General features: G+C 62.8%; 24 protein-coding genes. 18 read left to right on the top strand and 6 right to left on the bottom strand.

What is annotated here, in order from left to right; translation table 11 throughout:
* Positions 1–10 precede the first annotated feature (10 nt).
* Complete coding sequence (locus NKJ15_RS29555; protein ID WP_352474207.1) at positions 11–286, bottom strand: hypothetical protein; 276 nt, start codon at positions 284–286, stop codon at positions 11–13.
* Positions 287–455: 169 nt separating this feature from the next.
* On the opposite strand from NKJ15_RS29555, the gene NKJ15_RS29560 reads away from it, so the two are divergent.
* The 4 genes from NKJ15_RS29560 to NKJ15_RS29575 all read left to right on the top strand — a co-directional run bounded on the left by NKJ15_RS29560 (position 456) and on the right by NKJ15_RS29575 (position 2,051).
* Positions 456–752 (top strand): hypothetical protein, encoded by a 297-nt coding sequence (locus NKJ15_RS29560; RefSeq protein WP_352474209.1) that lies wholly within the window; start codon positions 456–458, stop codon positions 750–752.
* A gap of 343 nt (positions 753–1,095) precedes the next feature.
* On the top strand, positions 1,096–1,401 hold the full coding sequence (locus NKJ15_RS29565; protein WP_352474210.1) for a DUF1236 domain-containing protein: 306 nt from the start codon (positions 1,096–1,098) through the stop codon (positions 1,399–1,401).
* A 123-nt stretch (positions 1,402–1,524) separates the two neighbouring features.
* Positions 1,525–1,737, top strand: coding sequence for a hypothetical protein (locus NKJ15_RS29570; RefSeq protein ID WP_352452715.1), 213 nt, complete (start codon positions 1,525–1,527; stop codon positions 1,735–1,737).
* Positions 1,738–1,823: 86 nt separating this feature from the next.
* Positions 1,824–2,051, top strand: coding sequence for a DUF2934 domain-containing protein (locus NKJ15_RS29575; protein WP_352474214.1), 228 nt, complete (start codon positions 1,824–1,826; stop codon positions 2,049–2,051).
* A gap of 132 nt (positions 2,052–2,183) precedes the next feature.
* Here the strand turns inward: NKJ15_RS29575 and NKJ15_RS29580 are convergent, their stop codons facing one another.
* On the bottom strand, positions 2,184–2,498 hold the full coding sequence (locus tag NKJ15_RS29580) for a hypothetical protein (protein ID WP_352474216.1): 315 nt from the start codon (positions 2,496–2,498) through the stop codon (positions 2,184–2,186).
* Positions 2,499–2,878: 380 nt separating this feature from the next.
* On the opposite strand from NKJ15_RS29580, the gene NKJ15_RS29585 reads away from it, so the two are divergent.
* On the top strand, positions 2,879–3,625 hold the full coding sequence (locus NKJ15_RS29585; RefSeq protein WP_502906962.1) for a hypothetical protein: 747 nt from the start codon (positions 2,879–2,881) through the stop codon (positions 3,623–3,625).
* 141 nt (positions 3,626–3,766) lie between these two features.
* Here the strand turns inward: NKJ15_RS29585 and NKJ15_RS29590 are convergent, their stop codons facing one another.
* Entirely contained in the window at positions 3,767–4,099 is a 333-nt protein-coding gene (locus tag NKJ15_RS29590) for a hypothetical protein (RefSeq protein WP_352474220.1), read from the bottom strand.
* Positions 4,100–4,375: 276 nt separating this feature from the next.
* Between NKJ15_RS29590 and NKJ15_RS29595 the strand changes: the two genes are divergently transcribed.
* The 3 genes from NKJ15_RS29595 to NKJ15_RS29605 all read left to right on the top strand — a co-directional run bounded on the left by NKJ15_RS29595 (position 4,376) and on the right by NKJ15_RS29605 (position 6,500).
* A complete protein-coding gene (locus NKJ15_RS29595; RefSeq protein ID WP_352474222.1) occupies positions 4,376–4,630 on the top strand; it encodes a hypothetical protein in 255 nt (84 codons plus the stop codon).
* Positions 4,631–4,830: 200 nt separating this feature from the next.
* A complete protein-coding gene (locus NKJ15_RS29600) occupies positions 4,831–6,081 on the top strand; it encodes an aconitase X (protein WP_352503643.1) in 1,251 nt (416 codons plus the stop codon).
* Positions 6,078–6,500 carry an aconitase X swivel domain-containing protein gene (locus NKJ15_RS29605; protein ID WP_352474226.1) on the top strand — a complete coding sequence of 141 codons (423 nt, stop codon included), beginning with the start codon at positions 6,078–6,080 and terminating at the stop codon, positions 6,498–6,500. The genes NKJ15_RS29600 and NKJ15_RS29605 overlap by 4 nt, the downstream gene beginning before the upstream one ends.
* On the opposite strand, the gene NKJ15_RS29610 is transcribed toward NKJ15_RS29605, so the two are convergent.
* The 3 genes from NKJ15_RS29610 to NKJ15_RS29620 form a co-directional block, all read right to left on the bottom strand.
* On the bottom strand, positions 6,497–7,579 hold the full coding sequence (locus NKJ15_RS29610) for an SIP domain-containing protein (protein WP_352541118.1): 1,083 nt from the start codon (positions 7,577–7,579) through the stop codon (positions 6,497–6,499). The genes NKJ15_RS29605 and NKJ15_RS29610 overlap by 4 nt on opposite strands.
* 2 nt (positions 7,580–7,581) lie before the next feature.
* Positions 7,582–9,714 (bottom strand): TonB-dependent hemoglobin/transferrin/lactoferrin family receptor, encoded by a 2,133-nt coding sequence (locus NKJ15_RS29615; RefSeq protein ID WP_352819322.1) that lies wholly within the window; start codon positions 9,712–9,714, stop codon positions 7,582–7,584.
* A 241-nt stretch (positions 9,715–9,955) separates the two neighbouring features.
* Positions 9,956–10,987, bottom strand: a complete 1,032-nt coding sequence (locus NKJ15_RS29620) for a LacI family DNA-binding transcriptional regulator (protein ID WP_352772999.1) — start codon at positions 10,985–10,987, stop codon at positions 9,956–9,958.
* 373 nt (positions 10,988–11,360) lie between these two features.
* On the opposite strand from NKJ15_RS29620, the gene NKJ15_RS29625 reads away from it, so the two are divergent.
* The 10 genes from NKJ15_RS29625 (at position 11,361) to NKJ15_RS29670 (ending at position 21,931) form a co-directional block, all read left to right on the top strand.
* Entirely contained in the window at positions 11,361–12,974 is a 1,614-nt protein-coding gene (locus tag NKJ15_RS29625) for an extracellular solute-binding protein (RefSeq protein ID WP_352819324.1), read from the top strand.
* 79 nt (positions 12,975–13,053) lie between these two features.
* Positions 13,054–13,914 carry a carbohydrate ABC transporter permease gene (locus NKJ15_RS29630; protein ID WP_254820511.1) on the top strand — a complete coding sequence of 287 codons (861 nt, stop codon included), beginning with the start codon at positions 13,054–13,056 and terminating at the stop codon, positions 13,912–13,914.
* Positions 13,911–14,870: a carbohydrate ABC transporter permease gene (locus tag NKJ15_RS29635; protein WP_352819326.1), complete on the top strand. Its 960-nt coding sequence runs from the start codon at positions 13,911–13,913 to the stop codon at positions 14,868–14,870. Before NKJ15_RS29630 ends, NKJ15_RS29635 begins: the two co-directional genes overlap by 4 nt.
* Positions 14,870–15,961, top strand: coding sequence for an ABC transporter ATP-binding protein (locus tag NKJ15_RS29640; RefSeq protein ID WP_352819328.1), 1,092 nt, complete (start codon positions 14,870–14,872; stop codon positions 15,959–15,961). Before NKJ15_RS29635 ends, NKJ15_RS29640 begins: the two co-directional genes overlap by 1 nt.
* Positions 15,962–15,965: 4 nt before the next feature.
* Positions 15,966–17,027, top strand: a complete 1,062-nt coding sequence (locus NKJ15_RS29645; RefSeq protein WP_352819330.1) for an ABC transporter ATP-binding protein — start codon at positions 15,966–15,968, stop codon at positions 17,025–17,027.
* Positions 17,028–17,077: 50 nt separating this feature from the next.
* Positions 17,078–18,166, top strand: coding sequence for a Gfo/Idh/MocA family protein (locus tag NKJ15_RS29650; protein WP_352749199.1), 1,089 nt, complete (start codon positions 17,078–17,080; stop codon positions 18,164–18,166).
* A 26-nt stretch (positions 18,167–18,192) separates the two neighbouring features.
* The gene (locus NKJ15_RS29655; RefSeq protein ID WP_352772987.1) at positions 18,193–19,107 is read left to right on the top strand and encodes a sugar phosphate isomerase/epimerase family protein; all 915 of its coding nucleotides are present in this window, start codon (positions 18,193–18,195) and stop codon (positions 19,105–19,107) included.
* Between the two features lie 37 nt (positions 19,108–19,144).
* Positions 19,145–20,086, top strand: a complete 942-nt coding sequence (locus NKJ15_RS29660; protein WP_023675781.1) for a sugar ABC transporter substrate-binding protein — start codon at positions 19,145–19,147, stop codon at positions 20,084–20,086.
* A 61-nt stretch (positions 20,087–20,147) separates the two neighbouring features.
* Positions 20,148–21,152: an ABC transporter permease gene (locus NKJ15_RS29665; protein ID WP_245274659.1), complete on the top strand. Its 1,005-nt coding sequence runs from the start codon at positions 20,148–20,150 to the stop codon at positions 21,150–21,152.
* Positions 21,149–21,931: an ATP-binding cassette domain-containing protein gene (locus NKJ15_RS29670; RefSeq protein ID WP_352474248.1), complete on the top strand. Its 783-nt coding sequence runs from the start codon at positions 21,149–21,151 to the stop codon at positions 21,929–21,931. The genes NKJ15_RS29665 and NKJ15_RS29670 overlap by 4 nt, the downstream gene beginning before the upstream one ends.
* Positions 21,932–21,950: the final 19 nt, after the last annotated feature.

Raw genomic sequence — 21,950 nt, forward strand, 5'->3', positions numbered from 1 at the left:
AGGCGGCGGCTCATTCCTCGTCGAAAGGGCCACCTTCGCGTGCGAGATCGCGCGAAATGACACGTTCATCCGTATCGTCCGGCAAGGCCTCGTCGCTGTCCTGGTAAGCGTTATCGTCGTCCTCCTCCGGCAGTTCGCCGCTCTTCTCGACGTCATAGCGAATATCGCCGTTTTGCGGCACGCCGTCAGGGAGGATTCTCCCGCTCCGGATGGCATCCCAGTCCTGCTGCTGGATCGTCGGGCTCTCCGTCTCGTCGTCGGTTCGTTCTTTGCTGCGCGGTTCCATCGCCGGTTCTCCATAATGTCAGCGGCCCTGAATTGGCTCAGTGGTTGAACTCATAAGTCTGGCAGCCGGTTCCGGGCCGCTGCGGTCCGCGCGCCATTGCCGCACGACGGAACCAATCGCGCCGGCCCGCCTTCACATTCAGAAGATACTGGCGCGAAAGGAGCTCGACATGAGACCGCTCATTTTCTTGCCGTACATGTTGGGTGCGCTGCTGCTGGCGGTGCCGGCGGCCGCGCAGCCGGGCGAACAGGCGCAATCCGACCGCTGCAAAGTCGAGCCGCCGGACCAGAACAGCCAACAGCAGAAGCCGGCCGGCAACAATTTGTCCGATACGCTCGAGCCATGCGGTGGGGTCCTGAAGCCCCCGCCAACGGGCGATCAGGGCATGGCGGCGCCACCGCCGGATGAGGGCAAGACCCCGGTGATCAAGCCCGGCGAGGTGCCGCCACAGCCGCCAAAGCAGTAGCAGCGACGAGCGGCAACTTCGCGCCGCTCGCGCCGGCAGGTTTGTTGCACTCGCTGAGGAACATTAGCTTGTCCTAAATGTTATTTCAGACGCAGTAGATATCACCCCCCTCCGGTATCGCTGCTGATCGGGAAACCGATCGGCCCGCGTCTTGCGACGCGGGCCACCGCAAGCTCATTCGCAGTCCATTCGCCGCATCGCGCGGGCACTTCACCGCTGTTCGATTAGCCGCGACTTACGGAACAACAAGGTGGCGTGGGCGTTTGCCTAGAGGGTTCGCCGCTTCGACCGGAATGCCGCGTCGCAATTGTAAGGGCGAGGCCCGTAACAACAGGAGTAGACGATGAAAATCCACCTTGTTCCTGCTGCGGCGGGATTGGCGTTGCTTGCCGGCGTCGGCGTGGCCACCGCGGACCAGGTGATTGTCACGCCCAAACAGCAGACGGTCATCCGCGAATACGTCCACAAGCACCCGCTGGCGTCGATCAGTCTTCTGGGGGTGGAGCTCAATATCGGTTCCACGTTGCCCGATACGGTCGAGCTGCAACCGATCGATGTTCCAGACGTGCGGTACAGATACGTCGTCGTCGGCAATCGCACCGTGCTCGTCGACCCAGACACCCGCAAGATCGTGCAGGTCATCGAGTGATCGGCGTTGCCAAACCGCGAACCGGATTTGGAAGGTCATGGCCTAAATTATCAAATGAGAGCTCCATCCCGAGGGATCGGGATGGAGCCGCTGTCGTCTCGAAACAGGAAAGGAGCCATTCCCATGCTGCCGCATGTCGAGCCGGTCAACGTGGCCGCAGCCGTCGACAAACTGCTTGCTGAACGAGGCGATGGCCTGCTGTCGATGAAGGCGGCGATAGCACTGTTGCGCGAACGCACCGGAACCGAGCGCTCGGACGCGGACCTTGAAGGGCTGATCATCAAGAAGGCGGCGCTCCTCGGGGTCGCCGTCCTGTGTGACAGAGAGGTTCAATGACGGTGTCGCCTGCCGCTCAAGACGCCGGTCGAAATTTCAGCTAGAACAAGGTTGCTTACGCATCAACCGAGCCGACGGAGGTATCAGTGACGGACAGGCAGGAACGGATTCGCCAGCGAGCACACGCGATCTGGGAACAGGCAGGCAGGCCCGACGGGGCGCATCAGCAGCATTGGGATCAGGCTACCGCCGAAATCGACGCAGAAACCGCCGCGCCGGAGACCGCCAGCCGACCGAAGCCGAAAGCACGCCAGCCTAAGCCGGCCGCCAGCAAGGACGGAAGCAAATCCAAGGCGCGACCACGTAAAGCGTGAACGCAAGCGGATTTGATTCCAACGCTGGATCTCGCGGGTGGTCGGCCCATACATCGTTCCATGATCGGCAGCAAAACCAGTCCGGTCCTGCTGCCGCAAGCCCGCGATGGCAAGCCCGATTGGCGCGGCTAACTACTTACCGCAATTGTTGTCGTTGACAGTCGGTGAAACCGTCCCGGCAGGCTTGTTGGATGCATCGGGTTGAGCTCCTTGCGGGGTTGCAGGGCAGTTTTCATCCGCATTGGAGTTCATGGTACCCGTCGTGCCCATCGTGCTGCGGGTCGTGCCAGGGTCAATACCGTTCGGCTTGGGCTGGACGACGATGCTCTTCTCGCTGCCAGGCGCATTGTTGTCCGACCCGGCGTTCTGGGCCATCGCCGCGGTCGCCAGACCGGCTGCAAGTATGGAAGCTGTCACGATTTTCGTAAGCATGTTGATCTCCATCATTGGGTTATCATCATGTGGCGACTACAGAAAAAACAACCCGGGTGATGGAAAGGTTCCGGCAAAAATGACGCAGCACAGTGAAGCAAACCCGCGCAGCGCGGATCTTCTCGGCCCCCCTTGTTCTATTACCGTAGGTAGGTTTGATGTTGTGGTTTGCTGATTAGGAATTCGCCTTCTTTGGCCGCCGACCGTCGCAACGTTCGTCTGTTGCGGCGCCATCAGCTGAGTCTCGCATCGCTTCAATCGGTAGAGGCCATCCCAAAGTAAAACTTTCGGAAAATTTCACTACAAATTTCACGCGGCTGTTATTTGAAAATATACTATGGGGCCAGCGAGCTGACCGGCAACGAAACCGATCATCTTCTTGCAAATTAGTAGGTATGCAACCGGCGACGTCGCGGGCTGTTCAGCGCAACTACAGCAAGGAGAGTGTTATGACCACCTTAATCAAAACAATCACCGATGCGGTGGCAGGCAGCGCAGTTATTTTCATGCTCTCGATGCCCGTGAATGCCGCGGACGGAATTGCCGTTGGTGTTGGAACATCCATCGGCGGCAACGGCGGCATCAAAGCCGGCCTCGGCGCGACGGTTGGCGGTCGCGGCGGCATCAACGCCGGTGCCGGCGCGACGGTTGGCGGCAGCGGCGGCATCAAGGCAGGCCTCGGTGCGTCGTTGGGCGGCAGTAGCGGCATCAACGCCGGTGCCGGCGCGACGGTTGGCGGTTCCAGCGGAATCGCGGCGGGCGCCGGCGCATCGGTCGGGGGCAGAAGCGGCATCAACGCCGGTGCCGGCGCGACGATCGGCGGTTCCGGTGGCATTGCTGCCGGCGCGGGGGTAGGTATCGGCAGCGGCGTTAGGGCTGGCGCGGGGGTCGGGATCGGCAGCGGCATCAATGTCGGCGCCGGTGTCGGGATCGGCGGTGGTACCAATCCGAGCAATCCGTCCAACCCGGGCAGCCCTTCCAATCCCAGCAACCCCAGCAATCCCAGCTTGCCTCAGGTCGTTGCCGACATGTCGGGCGACAAGTTGGCCAGGATGAAGAAGCGCTGCGTTGACGTGCTCAGCAGCGGAGGCACTTACGACAGCGATCTGCGCCAATTGTGCCTGCTGATCGCCCGCCGCTAAGGCGAATACATCGGATGAATGTCGGACCAGGCCGAGAGGCCTTCGTCCACCAAAGCTCCAGCAGTCCAAAGCCCGCCATTGCGGCGGGCTTTTTTCCGAGCACGTGGCGTCAGCATGGCGGGGGCTCACACGAGCACGCGCTCAGTGTGTTTGACGGCCAGGATCCGGCGAAGCGGACGCTTCGTCTTCCAGGGAGTCCCAACCCGCGGCGGGGCTGCTTTGCATCAGCTGAGGGCACGCAAACTCCGCCAGATCGGTTTCCGCGAAGCCGTCGAACTCGATAGCCGCCCCGTAGAGCTGGGCTGCTTGCATGACGAGCCATTCGATGTCCTCGCGCGCAACATTCTCGGCGAGGTTCTGCAGTCGCGCGGCTTCGGCGACAGCAGTCAGATTGATGGCAATCCCGGACCGCAATACAGCCCGAACTCGGGAACTGACGTCTTCGTGCAGGCGAACCGAAAATCCGTAGCGCATGGAAAACCCTTCCCTTCAGGAGCGGTTTGTCCCTCATGTTCCACGATGCGCCCAGGATTCGCGATTGGCAAGCGAAATTCCTTAAAAACTCGTTTTATGTCAAATAGTTAGCGTATTTTGTTGATTGCCTATCTGACGCTTGATCCGCTTCATCTGACTTCTGCATGACTCGCTGATCCGAAGGCCTTGACGCATTCTGCTCACGTACCTAACTCTACAGAAAATTAGGAACACACTAACTCAGCTGCATTTAGGCTGGTGTGACAGGAGGCCGAGATGTCCGAACTGGAACGCCCGGAACGATTGCAGATCATGCTGACCGTCGATGAACTGGCGGCGTTGGAGAACTGGCGCTTCGACAAGCACATGCCGAGCCGGTCGGCCGCGGTACGTGAGCTTTTGAGGCGAGGTCTCACAGCCGATGGTTTCCTGACGGCGGCGCATGGGACCAAGTCGCGCGATTTCGGCATTCTGCCGCATTCTGCAGATGGTGACCGCAGTGCGGCCGACGGACCGTCCCAGAAGGAATAGCGCCGAAGGAATAGCGCCGTTTCCGCCGCGGATCGCCCGCTCTGCGACCGTGCTTCGCGTCTCTCTTGCTTCGCGATGAGCTGTGAACGTCTGGTCTGCTGACGGCTGCGAAGTAGAAGAGATCCAAAGCTCTGTCTTGCCAGACGCTCCGTAATCAGGGAGTGCTTGATCGGCATAGTGCGGGCTCGGGAATATTGCCGATGACGCTGGAATTGACGGCCGGCGACCAGTCGATGCTGCATGGCGAGCAAGGCTCGGCAGCGGCTGCCGCCATGACGATCCTGGTTGCCTTTTCGAAGGCGGTCGGCGCGCGCAAGTTGCTGGACATTGCCGGTGCCCATATCGACGGCTGCCTCTATCACGGCCAGGCCAGCCTCGATTTCGTCGAAAGGCTGATCGAGGGCGGCGGCCGCGTTCGGGTGCCGACGACGCTGAATGTCGGTTCGTTCGACCTCATCCATCCCGGATTGGTGAAGATGCCGGTGTCGCAAGAAACGCCGGCGCGACGCCTGATGAAGGCGCATCTGGAACTCGGCTGCCAGGCGACCTTCACCTGCGCACCCTATCAGACCCGGTTCCGGCCAAGGTTCGGCGAGCAGATCGCCTGGGGTGAATCCAACGCCATCGTCTTTGCCAATTCGGTGATCGGCGCGCGGACCAACCGCTATGGCGATTTTATCGATTTGTGCTGCGCAATGACCGGGCGCGCGCCGGCATGGGGGCTGCATCTGAGTGAAAATCGACGAGGCCAGGTCCTGTTCGAGCTGACTGACGCTGCTTTCGAGCCAAGCGACGCTCTGTTTGTCGGCGTCGGGCTGATCATCGGGCAAAGGGCTGGCGACCGCATCCCTGTCATATCGGGCCTGCCGCAGCCGCGCGACGAGGACCAATTGAAGGCGCTGGGGGCGGCGGCAGCAACGACGGGTGCCGTGGCGCTGTTTCATGCCGTCGGCATCACGCCGGAGGCGGAGACGCCGGATGAGGCGTTGCACGGCCTGGCGCCGGAGGAAAAAATCCGGATCTCTCGCGCTGACATCCACCATGCGCTGGCCAGGCTGTCGAGCGTTCCCGACGGCGTGCAGCTCGCAGCCGTGTCGTTAGGCACGCCGCATTTCTCCCATGAAGAGTGGATGCGCCTGTTGCCGCTGCTGCGCGAAGTCGGTCCAGGCAAAGGTGTCCCGATCTATGTCAACACAGGGCGCGCGACGCTGACGCGGCTGCAGGACGAAGGCGCACTGGCCGGCATGGAAGCCTTCGGCCTTGTCCCGGTCACCGACACCTGCACCTATGTCACGTCGATCCTCGAGCGTCTCGATGGCGTGGTGATGACCAATTCGGGCAAATGGGCGCATTACGCACCTGGCAATATCGGTGTCTCGGTGGCCTTCGGTGACATGGAAGACTGCGTCCGCTCGGCTGCGGCCGGCCGCGTCGTGCGAGGCGCGCCATGAAGACGCCGGCCAGAACCGGTACATTCCACCTTTCCGGCTCGGCACAAGGCCCAGCGCTGGTGCTTTCGCAGGCGCTCAGCTTCTGGGGCGGGATCGACGTCGAAACGGGCGACATCATCGACCATTCGCATCCGGACCTGGGCGGCAATATCGCCCGCAAGATCCTGGTGATGCCGAGCGGGCGAGGGTCGTCGTCCTCGTCTTCGGTTCTGGCCGAAGCGATCCGCAGAGGCACGGCGCCGGCCGGCATTATCCTGGAGCGGCCGGACCCGATCCTTGCCGTCGGCGCCATCGTTGCCGAATTCCTCTACGAAATCAGCATGCCGCTGGTTGTCTGCGACGTGTCAGGCATTGTCTCCGGCGACCGGATCGCAATCGGTCTGGGCGAAGATGCGCAAGCGATGGTGAGCAAGCTCTAGCCGGCCATCAGTCCCGCCGCGCCCCGCCGCCAGTAGGCTGCCGCCAGTGTTTCGTTGCGACCGAGCGCCAGCGTGCCGCGCCAGTGTTCGCGCACCGTCGTGGCGGCTGCCGCTTCGGCCGCAAACCAGCCGAATGCCGAACCGGTCGGCCATGCGACTGACCGGATGGCGCGCGCCAGCCTGTCGTCGAGCCCGGCTGGCACCCCATTTCTCGGCAGCCAGTGCACCTCTATTCCGGTTGCGTTGTCGACGACCTGCCGTTCGCCATCGTCGGCGATCTCTATGAAGGCCACGCCTTTGGTCTCGGCGGGCAGAGTCTCCAGCATGCGAGCCAGCGCCGGCAGGCCGGTTTCGTCGGCGCCCATGAGATACCAGGACGCCGGTCGCACCCGACGGCCGACCGGCCCCATCATGCCGATCTTCATGCCGGGCGCCGCCTGCATGGCCCAGCGGGCGCCGACGCTGTCGCCGGGGTGGATGAGGAAGTCGACCTCGATGATGCCCATTTCGACGTCGAGGGCCCGGATGGTGTAGACGCGCGCTGCCGGGCGCCTGTCGTCCGAGGGCCATGCCGGGAGGCCATTGCTGCCGAGCACGGGCCAGAGCGGATCGGGGACGTCCCTGGTCGGAAACAGCATGCGGATATGCATGCCGCCGAATTTCGCAAAACGAGAGAGATCCTCGCCGGCGAAGCGGATGCGGCGCATATGCCGCGTCAGGTCGCCGACCTGGGTGACGACCATCTCACGGAACTGCGCGAGGCGGGTTTCTTCGGCGAGATCGCCGGTCCAGACGATCTCGGGACTTTCTTCCTTGGCATATACCTCTACGGCGGTGGCCAGCAGGTCCTTGATGCGGGCCAGCCCATCGCGGTCGGCGGCGTTGGCCCGCATCACCAGCCGCTCCATGTCAAGGGACGCGTCGCCGAAGGCGAAGCGGAAGTCGAGCCGCTGCCCCTCCCGCGAGGCATCGGCATCGAAGCTCTGCAGCCTGTCGCTGATGCGGTCGATGTAATGCGGCAGGTTGCGCAGGTTCAAGCGCGCTTCGCAGGCCAGTCCGCTCACTGAAGCTTCCCTCATTCTCAACCTCCGATCCTGCCTGTGAGCGCCACCTTGAAGGTGCGGCCCTTGCCCTGTTCCGTCGCCGCCGTCGTCGACCAGGCGCTTTGCGGGTCGGTGTAGGCGGTGTTGAAGACGTTATCGACGCTGAAATCGAGCTTGGCGTAGTCGTTGATGCGCCAGTTGGCAAAGACGTTGACCAGGTCGAAGCCGTCATCGACCACGACCGGCGCGTCGGGATTGGTGCGGCTTGTCCGGGTGATCTTGCCGACGCTGAGATATTGCGCACCGACGGTGAGCTGGTCTTCCAGCATGCGGAAGCCGACGGTCGCCGAGAAGCGGTCGAGCGGCGTGTTGTTCAGCGTCTGGCCGGAATAGACGCCGCTGACGACCTTGGCGTCGATCAGGGCGCCGGCGAGGTTCGCGAACCCCCAGCCATAGTCGTAGACGGCTTCGGCCTCGACGCCCTTCAGCCGCGCGTCGCCGATGTTGATCGCCATACGCGGCAAAACGGTGAGGTCGACGTCGATATAGTCTTCGACGGCGGTGTGGAAGACGTTGACCTTGGCACGAAAAAGGTCGCCTGCGGCCAGCACATCGTCATATCTCAGATTGATCCCGGCTTCCCAGTTCTTCGCCGTTTCGGGCTGCAGAAGCAGGTTAGGCTGGTAACTGTCGCCGCCGCCATGCGCGCCGCCACCGCGATAGACGTCCTGCAGGCCTGGTGCCCGGTAGCCTTCCGAATAGGTGCCGTAGAGCTGGAAGCCATCCAACGGCGTCACGCCGACGGTGAGGCGAGGCGACCAGCGATCGCCCGAAATCGAGGCTTCCGCCGGCGGCACGGTCTTCGTTTTGCCGTCGAGCTGGTAGCCGTCATAGCGCATGGCGGCGATGAGCTGCAGCCAGTCGCTGTAGTCGCCCTGCCATTGCAGGAAGCCGCCATAACCCTGCTGCTCGCCCGAACCGAAATGCGCGGCCTCCGACGTGGCCTCCAGATAGTAGTAGTCGAGGCCGTAGGTGAGGGTATGTGCCAACTCCCAGGCGTCGAAACGCGAGGAGTTCTTCAGGTTGAAGCCGGTCGTGGCGACGTCGTAATAGCGGAAGTTGCCGATCGCCGTTGCCGGCCAGACCTGCGTCTGCTCGGCGCGCGTGCGGTTGTGGTATGCGTTGACACTGAGGTCGATCAGTTCGTTGTCGTCCGGCCTCCACATATAAGCAGCCGTGTAGGTCTGGTTGGTCGTGTCGGTGTCGTAGCGGCTCAGCGTTGGCGAGGTCGAGCCGCTCGATCCGGTGATCTGGTCATTGTAGCGCTGCAGGATCGCGCCGAGCTTGAGCTCGTGGCCGTCGGCCGGCCGCAGGGTCGCCTTCATATAGCCGCTGGTGATGCTCTCGCCGGTCCATGGCACGGCGTCGCCATTGCCATCGGTGTAGCTGTCGCGGTCGCGATGAATGAGGTTGCCGATGATGTCGGCGTCGTCGCTGAAACGGTAGGCGCCGGTGGTGCTGGTGGTGAAGCCGTCGCCATTATCCTCATTGCCCAGCTTCTCGCTCAGCGCCCAGCGCTCCTCCTGGTTGAGGAAATCGCCGGCGTCCCTGGTTTCGAAGGAGACAACGCCGCCGATGCCGCCCGAGCCATAGGCGTTCGAGACCGGGCCGCGAATGACGGTCGCTTCCTTGATTAGTTCCGGCTCGACATAGAACGAGCCCGAGCCGTGGCCGACGCGCCAGTAATCCTGGCGGGCGCCGTCGAGCGTCACCACCACACGGCCATATTGTTCGAGGCCGCGAATGTTGATGGCGGTTGCCGGATCGTCGCCGTTCATCGAAGCGGCAACGCCGGGCGTGGTGCGGAACATGTCGGCGGCGGTGTCAGGCTGGATGCGTTCGAGCTCTTCCTGATCGACGGCGCTGATGGCGGCCATCGATTCGATGATCGCCGTCTTGATCATCGTCGCCGAGATGGTGATCAGGTCGAGCACGGTCGGCTCGTTCTGCCCAGTTCTAGCCTGCTGGGCGACCTTGACCGGCCGATCGGCCTTGGCGGCGGCGCCGTTCTTCTCCGGCTCCTGCGCGGCGGCCAGCGGCGCGGCACGCAGGCCGAGCGCGAAGGCGAGCGCGGTGCTCGCCATCAAGGTCTTGTTGCTTGTCTGTTTCATGCGTGCAGCCCCGGGAAAAGCAAAGATTGCTGGCGGCGGCCGTTGGCCCTGGCTGGCATGATGGAGAAGCCTCGACACACGGGCCGGGCAGGGATACTTATTAAAACATGATGATAATAGTCAATTTAATTTTGCAGGTCTGAGCCTGATCGAAGATTCTCGGTCGGACCCTTAATCTGGCCGCCAAAATCTCGCCCGAGCGATTATGAATTTGTGACGCACCCGTGCTTCTTCACCTGGTTCAGATCTCCGGGATGCTTTCCCTGAAGATCACTTGCAGCCGTGGCTGGTGCAGTTCGTAAGGCAAGCCCCTGACCGCATGGGTCAAGGTGTTGAGCGCCTCGCGGGCCTCTACGCGCGGGTTCTGGTCGATGACCGCGTCCAGCGTGCCGTCGAGCAGAAGCTCCTTGGTGCCTTCCGTCACCTCATGGCCGAGAAAGACCGTCGACAGCGCACGCCCGCGCTCCTTGAGGGCGCGGGCGATGCCGGTGTTGCCGGCGCCGACATTGTAGATGGCGGCCAGGTCCGGGTGCCGGTCGAGCAGGGCGGAGGCCTCCGAATAGGCTTTTTCCCGGTCGTCGAGCATTTCGCGCATCTCGACGATCTGCAGATTGGGCGATTCTTCCGTCAGTATGTGGCGGAAGCCCATCTCGCGCTCCTCGTGGCCGCGATAGGAGAGCGAACCGGCGAACAGCGCGACCTTGCCCGGACGCCCGGCACCCATGAAGCGGTTGAGCAGATAGCCGGCGAGCCGGCCGGCGGCGCGGTTGTCGATGCCGATATAGGCAACCCTCGGCACATGCAGGATGTCGGAAGCGATGGTGACGACCTTGACGCCGCTGGCTGAAAGCGAGCGGATCGCCTCGCGGACCGTCGGATGGTCGAGCGCGATCACACCGACGCCCTGTGTCTGCCCGTGCAGTTCCTGCAGCAGACGCGCAAGCCGGTCCGGATTGAAGCCTTCGATAGTAGCGACACGGACGTCGAGGTCGGGCCGCGCCTGCGCCTGCGCCTCGATCTGGCGGTGCAGCATCTTGATGAAGGAATTGGTGCCGGCGGGCAGGGCGAAATCCAGCCGTATGACCTCGCCAGTAACCGCGTTGAGCGAGCTCGGATTATTCGAATTTTCAGCGATATAGCCAAGCCGCTGTGCCGTTTCGAGCACGACCTCTCGGGTGCGCGCCCTGACCCCGGCGCGGTTGTTGAGCACACGGTCGACCGTGGCGGCCGAAACGCCGGCCTCCCGGGCTATGTCTGTCAGGGTGGACCGCACTGTCGATCACCTCATTCCAAAACGCGCCAGGGGCGCATCGAGATCACGCATTTCATGGGTCCACCGTCGGAGAGCGGCTTCATCGCCGTCCGCGATTCTGATGGGAAATGATGTAACCGGCCTTGGCCGATGCGCAAGCCGTTGCGCTACACCAGAGTGCCCAAGCAGACCAAAGCGGGGAGGTGGGCAGCCGGGCTCCCTCAAAGTCAAGCACCGGCTTCAGTATGAGAGCCCTTACAAACGCCATTCTTCCCCTCCCGTGAGATGTTATGATGTATTTTGATTATTTATGATGTTGACAGGCTTCGTATAGTGCCGTCAATATCCATCATAAGGGCCGTGGAGGAAACAAGGCCCTGAGGGAGGAGTTCCAATGTCGAATTTGGTCCGCGTGTCGCGGCGCCGTTTGCTGGCGTCCGGTGGAAAGGCGGGAGTCCTTGTTGCCGCCGCAGGTATTGCACCGAAATTCATTCGTCCGAGCCGTGCCTATGCGGCCGATGCCCTGGCGCCCGGCATGATCGGTGGCCCGACGGGTTTCGACGGTTCGGAGCGCTATCAATATGGTGCCGATACGCCGGAGGGCCGCGCCATCGAGGCGGCCAAGGCGATGAAGGGCGCCGGCAAGGCGCCGGCCAAGATCGTACTTGGCCTGTCCGACGGCTCGATCGGCCAGTTGACCCAGCCGTTTCCGGCCGGCGCGCCGTCGATCAAGGATCTCTGGGAGAAGGAAACCGGCATTCCGTTGGAAATCGTCGGTGTGCCAAACGGCCAGGAATTCACCAAGACGATGCAGGACATCTCCACCAAGGGTGGGGCGTATGACATCTACGCGGTCGAATGGAACCGTCTTGGCGACCTCGCCGAAACCGGCGGCATCCTCAAGCTCGACGACTTCGTCGCGCAATACAAGCCGGAATGGGACGATCCCGAGCGCGGCTATGTCGGCGGCGCCAAGGGCGTCTCGCTGCTCAACCAGTATCGCGGCTCGACCTACGGCGTGTCGCTGGATGGCGATTTCCAGACCTGGGTCTACCGCACCGATCTGTTCGGCGACGCAGCCGAGAAGAAGGCTTTCTCCGACAAATACGGCTATGAACTGGCGGCGCCGAAGACCTGGAAGCAGCATGACGAGATCGCGGCTTTCTTCCAGCGCCCGGACAAGGGCCTGTTCGGCTCGACCGATCTGCGCAACCAGGGCTGGGGCTACACCAACTGGTATCAGCGTTATGTCTCAATGGCTTCGCCCAATCAGTTCTTGTTCGACGATACCGGTAAGCCGCTGATCAATTCGGAGCAAGGTATCGCGGCGACCAGCGAGTACATCGCGTCGCTTTCGCACCATTCGCCGGATGCGATCTCCTGGGGCTGGCCGGAGCAGTACGGCAATTTCGCCAAGGGCGGCGCGGCCATGACCCGTGCCTTCTCCAATCTGCCGAAATTCCTCGACAATGCCGGCAACAAGGATTCAGCTGTCACCGGCAAGATCGGCTCGATGCTGCCGCCCGGCCGCGAAATCGACGGCAAGCTGGTCAGCCGGTCGGTGCTGTGGCTCAATCTGTCGGCGTCGGTGTCCTCGCAAGCCAAGAATCCGGAGGCCTGCTACCTGTTCCTGCAGTGGCTGGGCTCAAGCCGCATCTACGCCTGGATGACTGCCAATCCGGGCGGCTACTTCGATCCGTTCCGGCTATCGGATTTCTCGGATCCGCTGGTTCGCCAGACCTATCACGCCTACCACATGGACGTGGTGCGAGAGACGGTCGCCCGCACCGTGCCCACCATCAACTATCCCGGCGCTACCGCCTTCCACAACGCGCTGGACGAGAACCTCGTCGCCGCGCTGACCAAGGCCAAGACAGCCGAGCAGGCGATGGCCGACACCGAGGCCGAGTGGAAGAAGATTGCCCGCCGCACCGGCGAGGAGAAGCTTCTCGAAGCGATCAAGACCAACAAGGAGGCCTGGCCGACCGTCCTCGATCCGATCGCCTGATCCTTCCAAGGATCCTACCAAGAAGGGGAGGAGCGGTCGCTCTTCCCCTCGGCAACGAAGGACCCAGCAAAGCCGCAAGATGAAGCGTTCAGTTCCTTTCGAGATATTCCGCTATGCCGCGATCCTTGCGGCGATGGCGGTGACGCTGGTGCCGATCCTGTGGATGGTGTCGATGGCGTTCAAGCCGATCGCCGAATGGTCGGCGACCGGCGCCGACCTGACATGGTGGCCGAAGAACCCGACACTCAGCAATTTCCGCTTCGTCTTCGGTGAGTCGACCAACAATCTGATCGTCGCCCTCGACCGCACAGCTTTGAAGCCGATCCTGTCGTCGCTGCTGTCGGCCACATTCGGTACGGCAATCGCCATGTCGGCGGGCACCGCGGCGGCCTACGGTCTGTCGCGCTTCGGCTCGGGCCAGAACCTGCCGCTGGCGCTGATCCAGCTTCGCCTGTTTCCGCCGATGGCGGTCATGACCCCGGTGATGATCATGTGGGCCTTCCTCAACTTCACCGACAGCTGGTGGGGGCTGTCGTTGATCTACGGCATCGTCACGCTGCCTTTCGCCTTCTGGCTGATGAAGACCTTCTTCGACGACATGCCGCGCGAGATCGAGGAGGCGGCGCTGGTCGAGGGCTGCTCGCGGTGGCGCGTCTTCACGCGCATCACGCTGCCGATGATGCGCGCGCCGCTGGCCAGTGCCGCGCTGTTCGTCTTCATTCTCAACTGGTCGGACTATCTGATTGCGCTGCTTCTGACGACGCGCGAATGGGTGACGGTCCCTGTCTACATGGCCTCGCTGTCCTCCTCGATGACCGGCCAACTCTACGGCGCCAAGGCGGCGCTCGGCCTGATAGCCGCAGTGCCGCCTGTCATCATGGGCATCGCCATCCAGCGCCATCTGGTGCGCGGGCTGACCTTCGGGGCGCTCAAGCAATGAGCACGGTGACTGCGACGATTTCGGAGGGCGACATGCAAGCCTCCAAAGCGGCGTCGGTGCTGCCGGACGAGGGCGCAAAGCTCGGATTCCGGCTGACGCTGCCGGCGCAGATCCTGGTGCTGTTCATCGCCGTCTTCCCGCTCCTGATGCAGCTCTACATCAGCCTGACCGACTGGTCGCCGCTGTCGGGCGCCGGCTGGTGGAACGCCTGGTCGATGTGGAACAGTTTCGCCAACTACACCGACCTTGCCGCCGATGCGCGCTTCTGGAGCGCGCTGAAGCGCACGGCCATCGTCATGATCGTCTGCGTGCCGGCGGAGTTCCTGCTCGGCTTGGCGCTCGCGACGCTGTTTGCCGACGAGTTCCCCGGCAAACGGATCTTCTACTCGATCCTCTTGATGCCGATGATGGTGGTGCCGGCGGTGGCCGGCTACATGTTCTTCATGCTGTTTCAGTCAGGCGGCCCGGTCAACGACATCCTGTCGGCGATCTCAGGCGTTCCCGTCACCATTGCCTGGCTGTCGGACCCGACGCTGGCACTCATCGCCGTCATGGTCGCCGACATCTGGCAGTGGACGCCGCTGATGTTCCTGATCCTCCTTGCCGGCCTGGTCGGCGTGCCTGAGGACCAGATCAAGGCGGCGACGCTGCTCGGTGCCAACCCTTGGCAGCGATTCATCACCATCGTGCTGCCGAAGATGAAGACGATCATCATCATCGCGCTGGCGATCAGGGTGATCGAGAACTTCAAGATCTTCGACACGCTCTACATCATGACCGGCGGCGGTCCTGGCGTCGCTACCGAAACCATCTCCGTTTACATCTACAAGCTCACCACCCAGGACCTGATCTGGGGCTATGTGGCGGCAATCGCGCTGGCCATATTGATCGTGCTGTCCATCGCCGCGGTGTTTGCCATGAAACGCATGGCTCGGGTACGCGAGGTGGCGGCCTGATGAGCACCATCCATCTGCAGAACCTGGTCAAGAAATTTGGCGATTTCACCGCGCTGAAGACGATGGACCTGGCCATTGCCGACGGCGAGTTCATGGCGCTGCTGGGGCCGTCCGGCTGCGGCAAGTCGACGACGATGAACATGATCGCCGGCATGGAAGAGCCGACCAGCGGCAAGATCCTGTTCGGCGAGCGCGACATGGCCGGCGTGCCGATGGGGCGGCGCGGCGTCGGCTTCGTCTTCCAGAACTATGCGATCTTCACTCATATGAGCGTGCGGCAGAACCTCGCCTACGGGCCGAAAATACGCGGCGCACCAAAGGCCGAGATCGACCGCCGTGTCGGCGCCATTGCCGAGATGCTGCAACTGACGCCGCTGCTCGACCGCAAGGCCGACAGGCTGTCGGTAAACATATTGCAGCGGGTGGCGATCGGCCGTTCGGCGATCATGGAGCCGGCGATCTTCCTGCTCGACGAGCCGCTTTCCAATGTCGATGCCGCCTTCCGGGCGGTGATGCGGACCGAACTGAAGCAGCTGCAGCGGCAGTTCCGGCAGACCATGGTCTACGTCACCCACGACCAGCTCGAAGCGATGACCATGGCCGACCGCATCGCGGTGATGGACCATGGCGTGCTGCAGCAAGTCGGCACGCCGCTGGAAGTCTACAACGATCCGGCCAATGTCTTCGTCGCCCGCTTCATCGGCGCGCCGGGCATGAACCTGCTCAAGGGCTGGCCGGCGGAAAGCGACCGTGGCCTGGTCGTCGATCTCGGGCCACTCGGCGTGACACCGCCGCTGCCGGTCGAGATCGCCGATGCGGCACGCCTGATGCGCGGCGAGGTGTTTTATGGCTTTCGACCGGAGCAGGTGACGCTGGCTGAAGACGGCCGTGGCCTGTCGATGCCGGTGAGTTTCGTCGAGCGGATCGGCGCGCGCACCATCATCCACCTTGGCGACGGCGAGACCGCGGTTAAGGCGGTGTTCGACAATGATGTCGGGCTGGCGATCGGGCAGACAGCCGTCGTCGCACCTGCGGTGGAGGCGGTGCGCGTCTTCGACGCCGTCACCGGCCTTGCCTTGAGAGCGGGCTGAGACCATGGCCGATATCGCCTTCCGCAATGTGACCAAACGCTACGGCAACACGCTCGCCGTCGACGACGCCTCGTTCATTGTCAACGACAATGAGTTCTTCTGCTTCTTCGGGCCGCCGCTGTCGGGCAAGTCGACGATACTCCGTCTGGTGCTCGGGCTGGAAACCCCGGACGCGGGCGAGATCCTGATCGGCGGAAAGCCGGTGAACACAGTGTCGCCGGCCGACCGCAACGTCGCCATGGTGTTCCAGAATTTGGCGCTGTTTCCGCATATGAGCGCGCGCGACAACATCCGCTTTCCGCTGGTCGAACGCCGGGTCGCCGAAGCCGAGATCGAAAAGCGCGTCGCCGACGTCGCGGCCAAGCTGCATATCGGCCATATCCTGCACAAGCCGCCGGCACAGCTTTCAGGCGGTGAGCGGCAGCGCGTGGCGATCGCCCGTGCGCTGGTACGGGATCCCGCCGCCTATCTGATGGACGACCCGATTTCGGCGCTCGACGCCCGGCTGCGCGAGGAAACGCGGGTCGAGCTGAAGCGCATCCAGCGCGAGCTCGGCAAGACGCTGATCTATGTCACGCACGACCAGGAAGAAGCGATGTCGGTCGCCGACCGAATGGCCATTCTGGAGAACGGCAAGATCAGGCAGATCGGCGCGCCGGCCGAGATCTATGACCGGCCGGCCAGCACCTATGTGGCGCGGCTGCTCGGGTCGCCGATGATGAACATATTGAAGTCGGTGCACGGCGCGGAAGGCGTGGAGGCGGCGGAAGGCACGATCCGCATCGCGGACAAGGCTGCGCCGGCCGATGCCGTCGAGATCGGGCTCAGGCCGGAAGACATCAAGGTTAAGGCCTGGTCGGAGGAGGGCGCGGGCCGCCCGGCGCGAGTGTTCGCGGTCGAGCCGCTCGGCGGCTACACCGTTGTGACGCTCGCCGCCGGGCAGGCGCGTCTGCGGGCGCTGTTGCGCGGCCAGCCAGACATCAGGCCGGACGCGATGGTGGCGATATCCTGCGAGCCGGGCAGGGTGCATTATTTCGGACAGAGCGGGGGAGCGCTGGCACGATGACGGCGGCTGCAAGGAACGAGCTTCGGGAGGAACATATGGCAAGCCAAGAAATGGTGGGCAACGGCTTCGAGCCGGACGTTAAAGTCCGCACCAGGGAATACAGGATCGGCTGCGTCGGCGCCGGCATGATCATGGCCGAATGTCACCTTGCCGCCTACAAGGAAGCCGGTTTCCCCGTGGTGGCGATTGCCTCGCGGACCAAGGCCAGCGCCGAGAAGGTCGCCAAACGCTGGGATATCCCAACCGTCCACGACACGCCGGAACAGCTCATCGAGGACAAGAACGTCGAGATCATCGACCTTGCCTTTCCGCCCGACCAGCAGCCGGCGCTGATCCGCCATGCTCTGAAGCAGGCACATATCAAGGCGATCCTGGCGCAGAAGCCATTGGCGCTGTCCCTTGAAGAGGCCGTCAAACTTCGCGACGAGGCGGCCAAGGCAGGCAAGATCCTCTCGGTCAACCAGAACATGCGTTACGACCAGTCGATGCGCGTCTTGAAGCAGATCATCGACAGCGGCGCGCTCGGCGACATCGTTTTCGCCCAGATCGACATGCATGCGATCCCGCACTGGCAGAGCTTCCTCGAGGACTATGACCGGCTGACGCTCGCCAATATGAGCGTCCACCATCTCGACGTATTGCGCTTCCTGTTCGGCGATCCCCTGGAGATCACCACCCTGACCCGCAAGGACCCGCGCACCCGCTTCGACCATTCGGACGGCATCACCGTGTCGACGATCAAGTTCCCGTCCGGCGTGCTCGCCGTATCGCTGGAGGATGTCTGGTCCGGGCCGCGCCAGGAGGGCTACAAGGACGACCAGCACATCAATTGGCGCGTCGACGGCACCAAGGGCGTCGCCAAGGGTACCATCGGCTGGCCGACTGGCGCTGCCTCGACGCTGACCTATGCCTCGACCGAGACCACCGGTGGTGAATGGGTGACACCCAGCTGGGACACGATGTGGTTCCCGCATGCTTTTATCGGCGTCATGGAGCAGCTCCAGCACGCGGTCAAGACGGGCGAGCCGCCGGCGCTGTCGGTCGCCGACAACGTCAAGACTATGGCGCTGGTCGAAGCCGGCTATCGTTCGATCGACAAGGGCCGGACAGTCAAACTTTCCGAAATATCAACTGACTGAATCACTTACAGGGAGGACTTCACACCATGATGCAGGCAGGTATTTTCACGGGTTATTTCCCGTATGGCCTCAAGGAGACCGCGCAGAAGATCCGTGCGCTCGATTTCAACACCGTGCAGCTCGACCTGCATTTCAGGGATATCGACCTTTCCGCCGGACAGATCACCAAGGACAAGGCCAAGACTGTCCGCGATACGTTCCGCGACCACAATCTGCCGATCTGCTGCGTATCGGGCTACACCAACATCATCCATCCGGATATGGGCGAGCGCGAGAGGCGCGTCGGCTATTTGAAGGAGATCATCCGCAACGCACGCCATTTCGGCACCCCTTACGTGATCTCGGAAACCGGTACCTACAACACCGAGTCCGACTGGGTGCATCACCCGAAGAACAAGACCGAGGAAGGTTTTGAGGAATGCCGCAAGGTCATCGCCGACCTTGCCCAGACCGCCTATGACCACGGCGCGGTCTTCCTGCTCGAGACCTATGTCAACAATGTCGTCGGCTCGGTCGAGGAGACGGTGAGGATGTTCGCGCAGGTCGACCACCCAGGCCTCGGCCTGCTGATGGACCCGACCAACTATTTCGAAACGCACAACATCGACAGGATGGACCAGATCCTGAACCAGGTGTTCGACACGCTGACCGACAAGATCAAGATAGCCCACGCCAAGGACGTCAAACGCTCCGGCGGCGACAAGTCGGAGAAGCACGCCGACATCGGCGACGAGGACGCGCTGGAGAGCCACACTTTCCGCGGCGTCGGCGAGATCGAGCTGCCGGCGCCCGGTCTCGGTTCGCTGAACTACGACCTCTATCTCAAGCGGCTGGCCGAAAAGCACCCGAACATCCCGGTCATCATCGAGCATCTTTCGGAAGACGACGTGCCGCGCGCCAAGAAATTCCTCGACGGGAAATTCCGCGCCAACGGACTGTGATGGCGCGGTTCGGCTACGAAACAAGGGAGGAAGAGAAATGTTGAAATTCGCGTTGAAAATCGCTGCCGCGGCGACCGTTCTCGCCGGTGTGGCGCTGGGTACGCCGGCGCTGGCGCAGGACGCTCAGAAGACGTTCTACCTGCTGTCGCATGGCGGCCCGTCGGATGCCTTCTGGATCGACTGGAATGCCGGCGCCACCAAGGCCTGCGACCAGCTCAAGGTGACCTGCAAGATCTCGTTCAGCGGTGGCGACATGGCGGCGCAGAAGGAGGCCTTCAACTCGGCACTCGCCGCCAAGCCGGACGGCATCGCCACGACCTCGGCGCAGCCCGGCCTGTGGACCGAGGAGGTCAAGGCAGCCAAGGCGGCCGGTATCCCGATCGTGTTCTTCAACACCGACGATCCGGCAACCGGCCGGCAGGCATATGTCGGCGCCGATCTCAAGGAGGCCGGTGTCATCTGGGCGAAATATCTGGTCGACCACAAGATGGTGAAGCAGGGCGACAAGGTGTTCCTGCCGGTCGAAGTGCCGGGCGCCAGCTACCAGCAGCTCGAGACCGAAGGCATCGCCAGCGTCTTCGATCCGCTCGGCATCAAATATGATGTGGTCGATTGCGGCACCGATCCGGCCGGCATCATCGCCAAGATGACCGACTACATGGTCGCCAACAACCCGCCGGCGATCATCGCGCTCGGCGATTCCGTCGCGGCCAGCGTCAAGCGGGTGTTCGACGGCGCCGGCGTGCCGGCCGGCAAAATCCCGGTCGTCGGCTGGGGCAATTCGAAGGAAACGGCCGAGTCAGTGAAGTCCGGCTTCATCAACGCGGCTGCCTGGCAGTTCCCGTCAGCGCAGGGCTTCATGCCGGTGGCGCTGCTCGGGTTGGCCGCCGCTGGCGAACCGATCGGCTACGACATCCACACGTTCAGCCTCTACGACGCGTCGAGCGTCGAACCGATCCTGAAACTCTACAACAAGTGATTGGAACTGACGCTCGCCGCGCAGGCGGCGGGCGTCACCCTGAGATATGGTCGAAACAGTCATGACAATTGCCGCAGAAGAGGAAATGCCGCGTGCCAAACGCAGGTCGAGCCTGATGCGCTCGCCACAGTTCTCTTCGCTCGTCATCCTGATTGTCCTGCTGGCGGTGTTCGCGATCGCCGACGCCAATTTCCTGTCGCCGCTCAACATCTCCAACATGATGGCGTTCCTGCCCGAGCTCGGCATCATCGCCCTCGGCATGACGCTGCTTCTGACGGCGGGCGAGTTCGACCTTTCGGTCGGTGCCGTGTTCGGGCTAGCGCCGGTCGTGGTCATGCTGCTGGTGCAGAACGGCGGCTTTGATATTGGCGTCGCGCTGTTGGCCGGCCTGCTGCTCTGCATAGCGATCGGTGCGATCAACGGCCTGATCGTCACCAAGATCGGCATCTCGTCCTTCCTGGTGACACTGTCGATGTTGCTCGTCGTGCGTGGGGCAGCGCTTTACATCACCCAAGGCTTTCCGCTGAAATCCTGGAACCAGCCAGGCTTCTTCGTGACGCTGCTGGCCGGCAGCTTCAATATCGGAACGTTCCGTTTCTATACCTCGCTGTGGTGGTTCATCGGCCTGTCGCTACTGGCGATCTATGTGCTGCACTACGCCAAGCTCGGCAACTGGATCAGCGCTATCGGCTCGAACCGTAACGCCGCCGTAGCGCGCGGCGTGCCGGCCGATGCGGTCAAGATCTGGCTGTTCATCCTCACCTCGGTGCTGGCCGGTCTCGCCGGCATGATCAGCGCCTTCCGCATCTCTGCCGCCTCGCCGGTGGCCGGCACCGGCTACGAGCTCGAAGTGATCGCCATGGTGGTGGTTGGCGGCACCGCGCTGACCGGTGGACGCGGCACCATTTTAGGCACCATCGTCGGCGCGCTGATGCTGCGCAGCATCCGCAACGGCATCGTGCTGATCGGCGTGCCTGGGCTCGCCTACAACATCTTCGTCGGCGTCATCATCCTTGCCATGCTCATCCTGCACGCTTTGCTGCAGAAGAACGCCGCCAGGAGCTGATCATGGAAGTGCTTCGGCTGCAGAATTTGCAAAAATCCTTCGGCAGCGTCCGCGCCCTGAAGAACGCGTCCTTCGCGCTCAACGAGGGCGAAGTGGTGGCCTTGCTCGGTGACAACGGCGCCGGCAAATCGACGCTGATCAAGGCGATCTCGGGCGTGTTTCCGGTCGATCGCGGCGAGATCTATGTGCGCGGCCAGAAGGTCTCCATCCGCTCGACGCGCGACGCGATGGATCTCGGCATCGAGACCATCCACCAGGACACCTCGCTGGCGCCCGACCTCAGCATCGCGCGCAATCTTTTCCTCGGCCGCGAGCCGGTCAATCTCAAATGGCTGGGCGTGTTCGCGCCGCTCGACCTTGCCAAATTGCGCGATGCCGCCTCGGCGCTTTTGAAGCGCGTCGGCATCTCGAAGAAACTCGACGCCGATGCACTGGTCAGCACATTGTCGGGCGGCGAGCGCCAATCGATCGCCATTTCGCGTGCCATGCAATTTGCCGCCAAGGTCATCATCCTCGACGAGCCGACCAACAATCTCGGCGTCGAGGAAACGCACGGCGTGCTGCGCTTCGTCAAGGAAGTGCGTGACGCCGGTCATTCGGTGCTTTTGATCACCCACAACATCCATCACGTCTTCCAGGTCGCCGATCGCATCATCGTCATGCGCCGCGGCGAGATCGTCGCCGAGCAGACGGTCGCCGATACCGATCTGCTGACCGTGGAAAGCATCATCACCGGTGCCGACATGTCGGCCCTGCTCAAGGAGACGAGAGCGAAGTGAAGGACGGGAGCAAAGTGAA

The organism is Mesorhizobium sp. M0207, assembly GCF_040321995.1.
Lineage (GTDB): Bacteria > Pseudomonadota > Alphaproteobacteria > Rhizobiales > Rhizobiaceae > Mesorhizobium.

Excerpts from the sequence above, each read along its gene's own strand:
- NKJ15_RS29555 (WP_352474207.1), bottom strand. The coding sequence starts at position 286 with ATGGAACCGCGCAGCAAAGAACGAACCGACGACGAGACGGAGAGCCCG.
- NKJ15_RS29560 (WP_352474209.1), top strand. The coding sequence starts at position 456 with ATGAGACCGCTCATTTTCTTGCCGTACATGTTGGGTGCGCTGCTGCTG.
- NKJ15_RS29565 (WP_352474210.1), top strand. The coding sequence starts at position 1,096 with ATGAAAATCCACCTTGTTCCTGCTGCGGCGGGATTGGCGTTGCTTGCC.
- NKJ15_RS29570 (WP_352452715.1), top strand. The coding sequence starts at position 1,525 with ATGCTGCCGCATGTCGAGCCGGTCAACGTGGCCGCAGCCGTCGACAAA.
- NKJ15_RS29580 (WP_352474216.1), bottom strand. The coding sequence starts at position 2,498 with ATGATGGAGATCAACATGCTTACGAAAATCGTGACAGCTTCCATACTT.
- NKJ15_RS29585 (WP_502906962.1), top strand. The coding sequence starts at position 2,879 with ATGCAACCGGCGACGTCGCGGGCTGTTCAGCGCAACTACAGCAAGGAG.
- NKJ15_RS29590 (WP_352474220.1), bottom strand. The coding sequence starts at position 4,099 with ATGCGCTACGGATTTTCGGTTCGCCTGCACGAAGACGTCAGTTCCCGA.
- NKJ15_RS29595 (WP_352474222.1), top strand. The coding sequence starts at position 4,376 with ATGTCCGAACTGGAACGCCCGGAACGATTGCAGATCATGCTGACCGTC.
- NKJ15_RS29600 (WP_352503643.1), top strand. The coding sequence starts at position 4,831 with ATGACGCTGGAATTGACGGCCGGCGACCAGTCGATGCTGCATGGCGAG.
- NKJ15_RS29605 (WP_352474226.1), top strand. The coding sequence starts at position 6,078 with ATGAAGACGCCGGCCAGAACCGGTACATTCCACCTTTCCGGCTCGGCA.
- NKJ15_RS29610 (WP_352541118.1), bottom strand. The coding sequence starts at position 7,579 with ATGAGGGAAGCTTCAGTGAGCGGACTGGCCTGCGAAGCGCGCTTGAAC.
- NKJ15_RS29615 (WP_352819322.1), bottom strand. The coding sequence starts at position 9,714 with ATGAAACAGACAAGCAACAAGACCTTGATGGCGAGCACCGCGCTCGCC.
- NKJ15_RS29625 (WP_352819324.1), top strand. The coding sequence starts at position 11,361 with ATGTCGAATTTGGTCCGCGTGTCGCGGCGCCGTTTGCTGGCGTCCGGT.
- NKJ15_RS29630 (WP_254820511.1), top strand. The coding sequence starts at position 13,054 with ATGAAGCGTTCAGTTCCTTTCGAGATATTCCGCTATGCCGCGATCCTT.
- NKJ15_RS29635 (WP_352819326.1), top strand. The coding sequence starts at position 13,911 with ATGAGCACGGTGACTGCGACGATTTCGGAGGGCGACATGCAAGCCTCC.
- NKJ15_RS29640 (WP_352819328.1), top strand. The coding sequence starts at position 14,870 with ATGAGCACCATCCATCTGCAGAACCTGGTCAAGAAATTTGGCGATTTC.
- NKJ15_RS29645 (WP_352819330.1), top strand. The coding sequence starts at position 15,966 with ATGGCCGATATCGCCTTCCGCAATGTGACCAAACGCTACGGCAACACG.
- NKJ15_RS29650 (WP_352749199.1), top strand. The coding sequence starts at position 17,078 with ATGGTGGGCAACGGCTTCGAGCCGGACGTTAAAGTCCGCACCAGGGAA.
- NKJ15_RS29655 (WP_352772987.1), top strand. The coding sequence starts at position 18,193 with ATGATGCAGGCAGGTATTTTCACGGGTTATTTCCCGTATGGCCTCAAG.
- NKJ15_RS29660 (WP_023675781.1), top strand. The coding sequence starts at position 19,145 with ATGTTGAAATTCGCGTTGAAAATCGCTGCCGCGGCGACCGTTCTCGCC.
- NKJ15_RS29665 (WP_245274659.1), top strand. The coding sequence starts at position 20,148 with ATGACAATTGCCGCAGAAGAGGAAATGCCGCGTGCCAAACGCAGGTCG.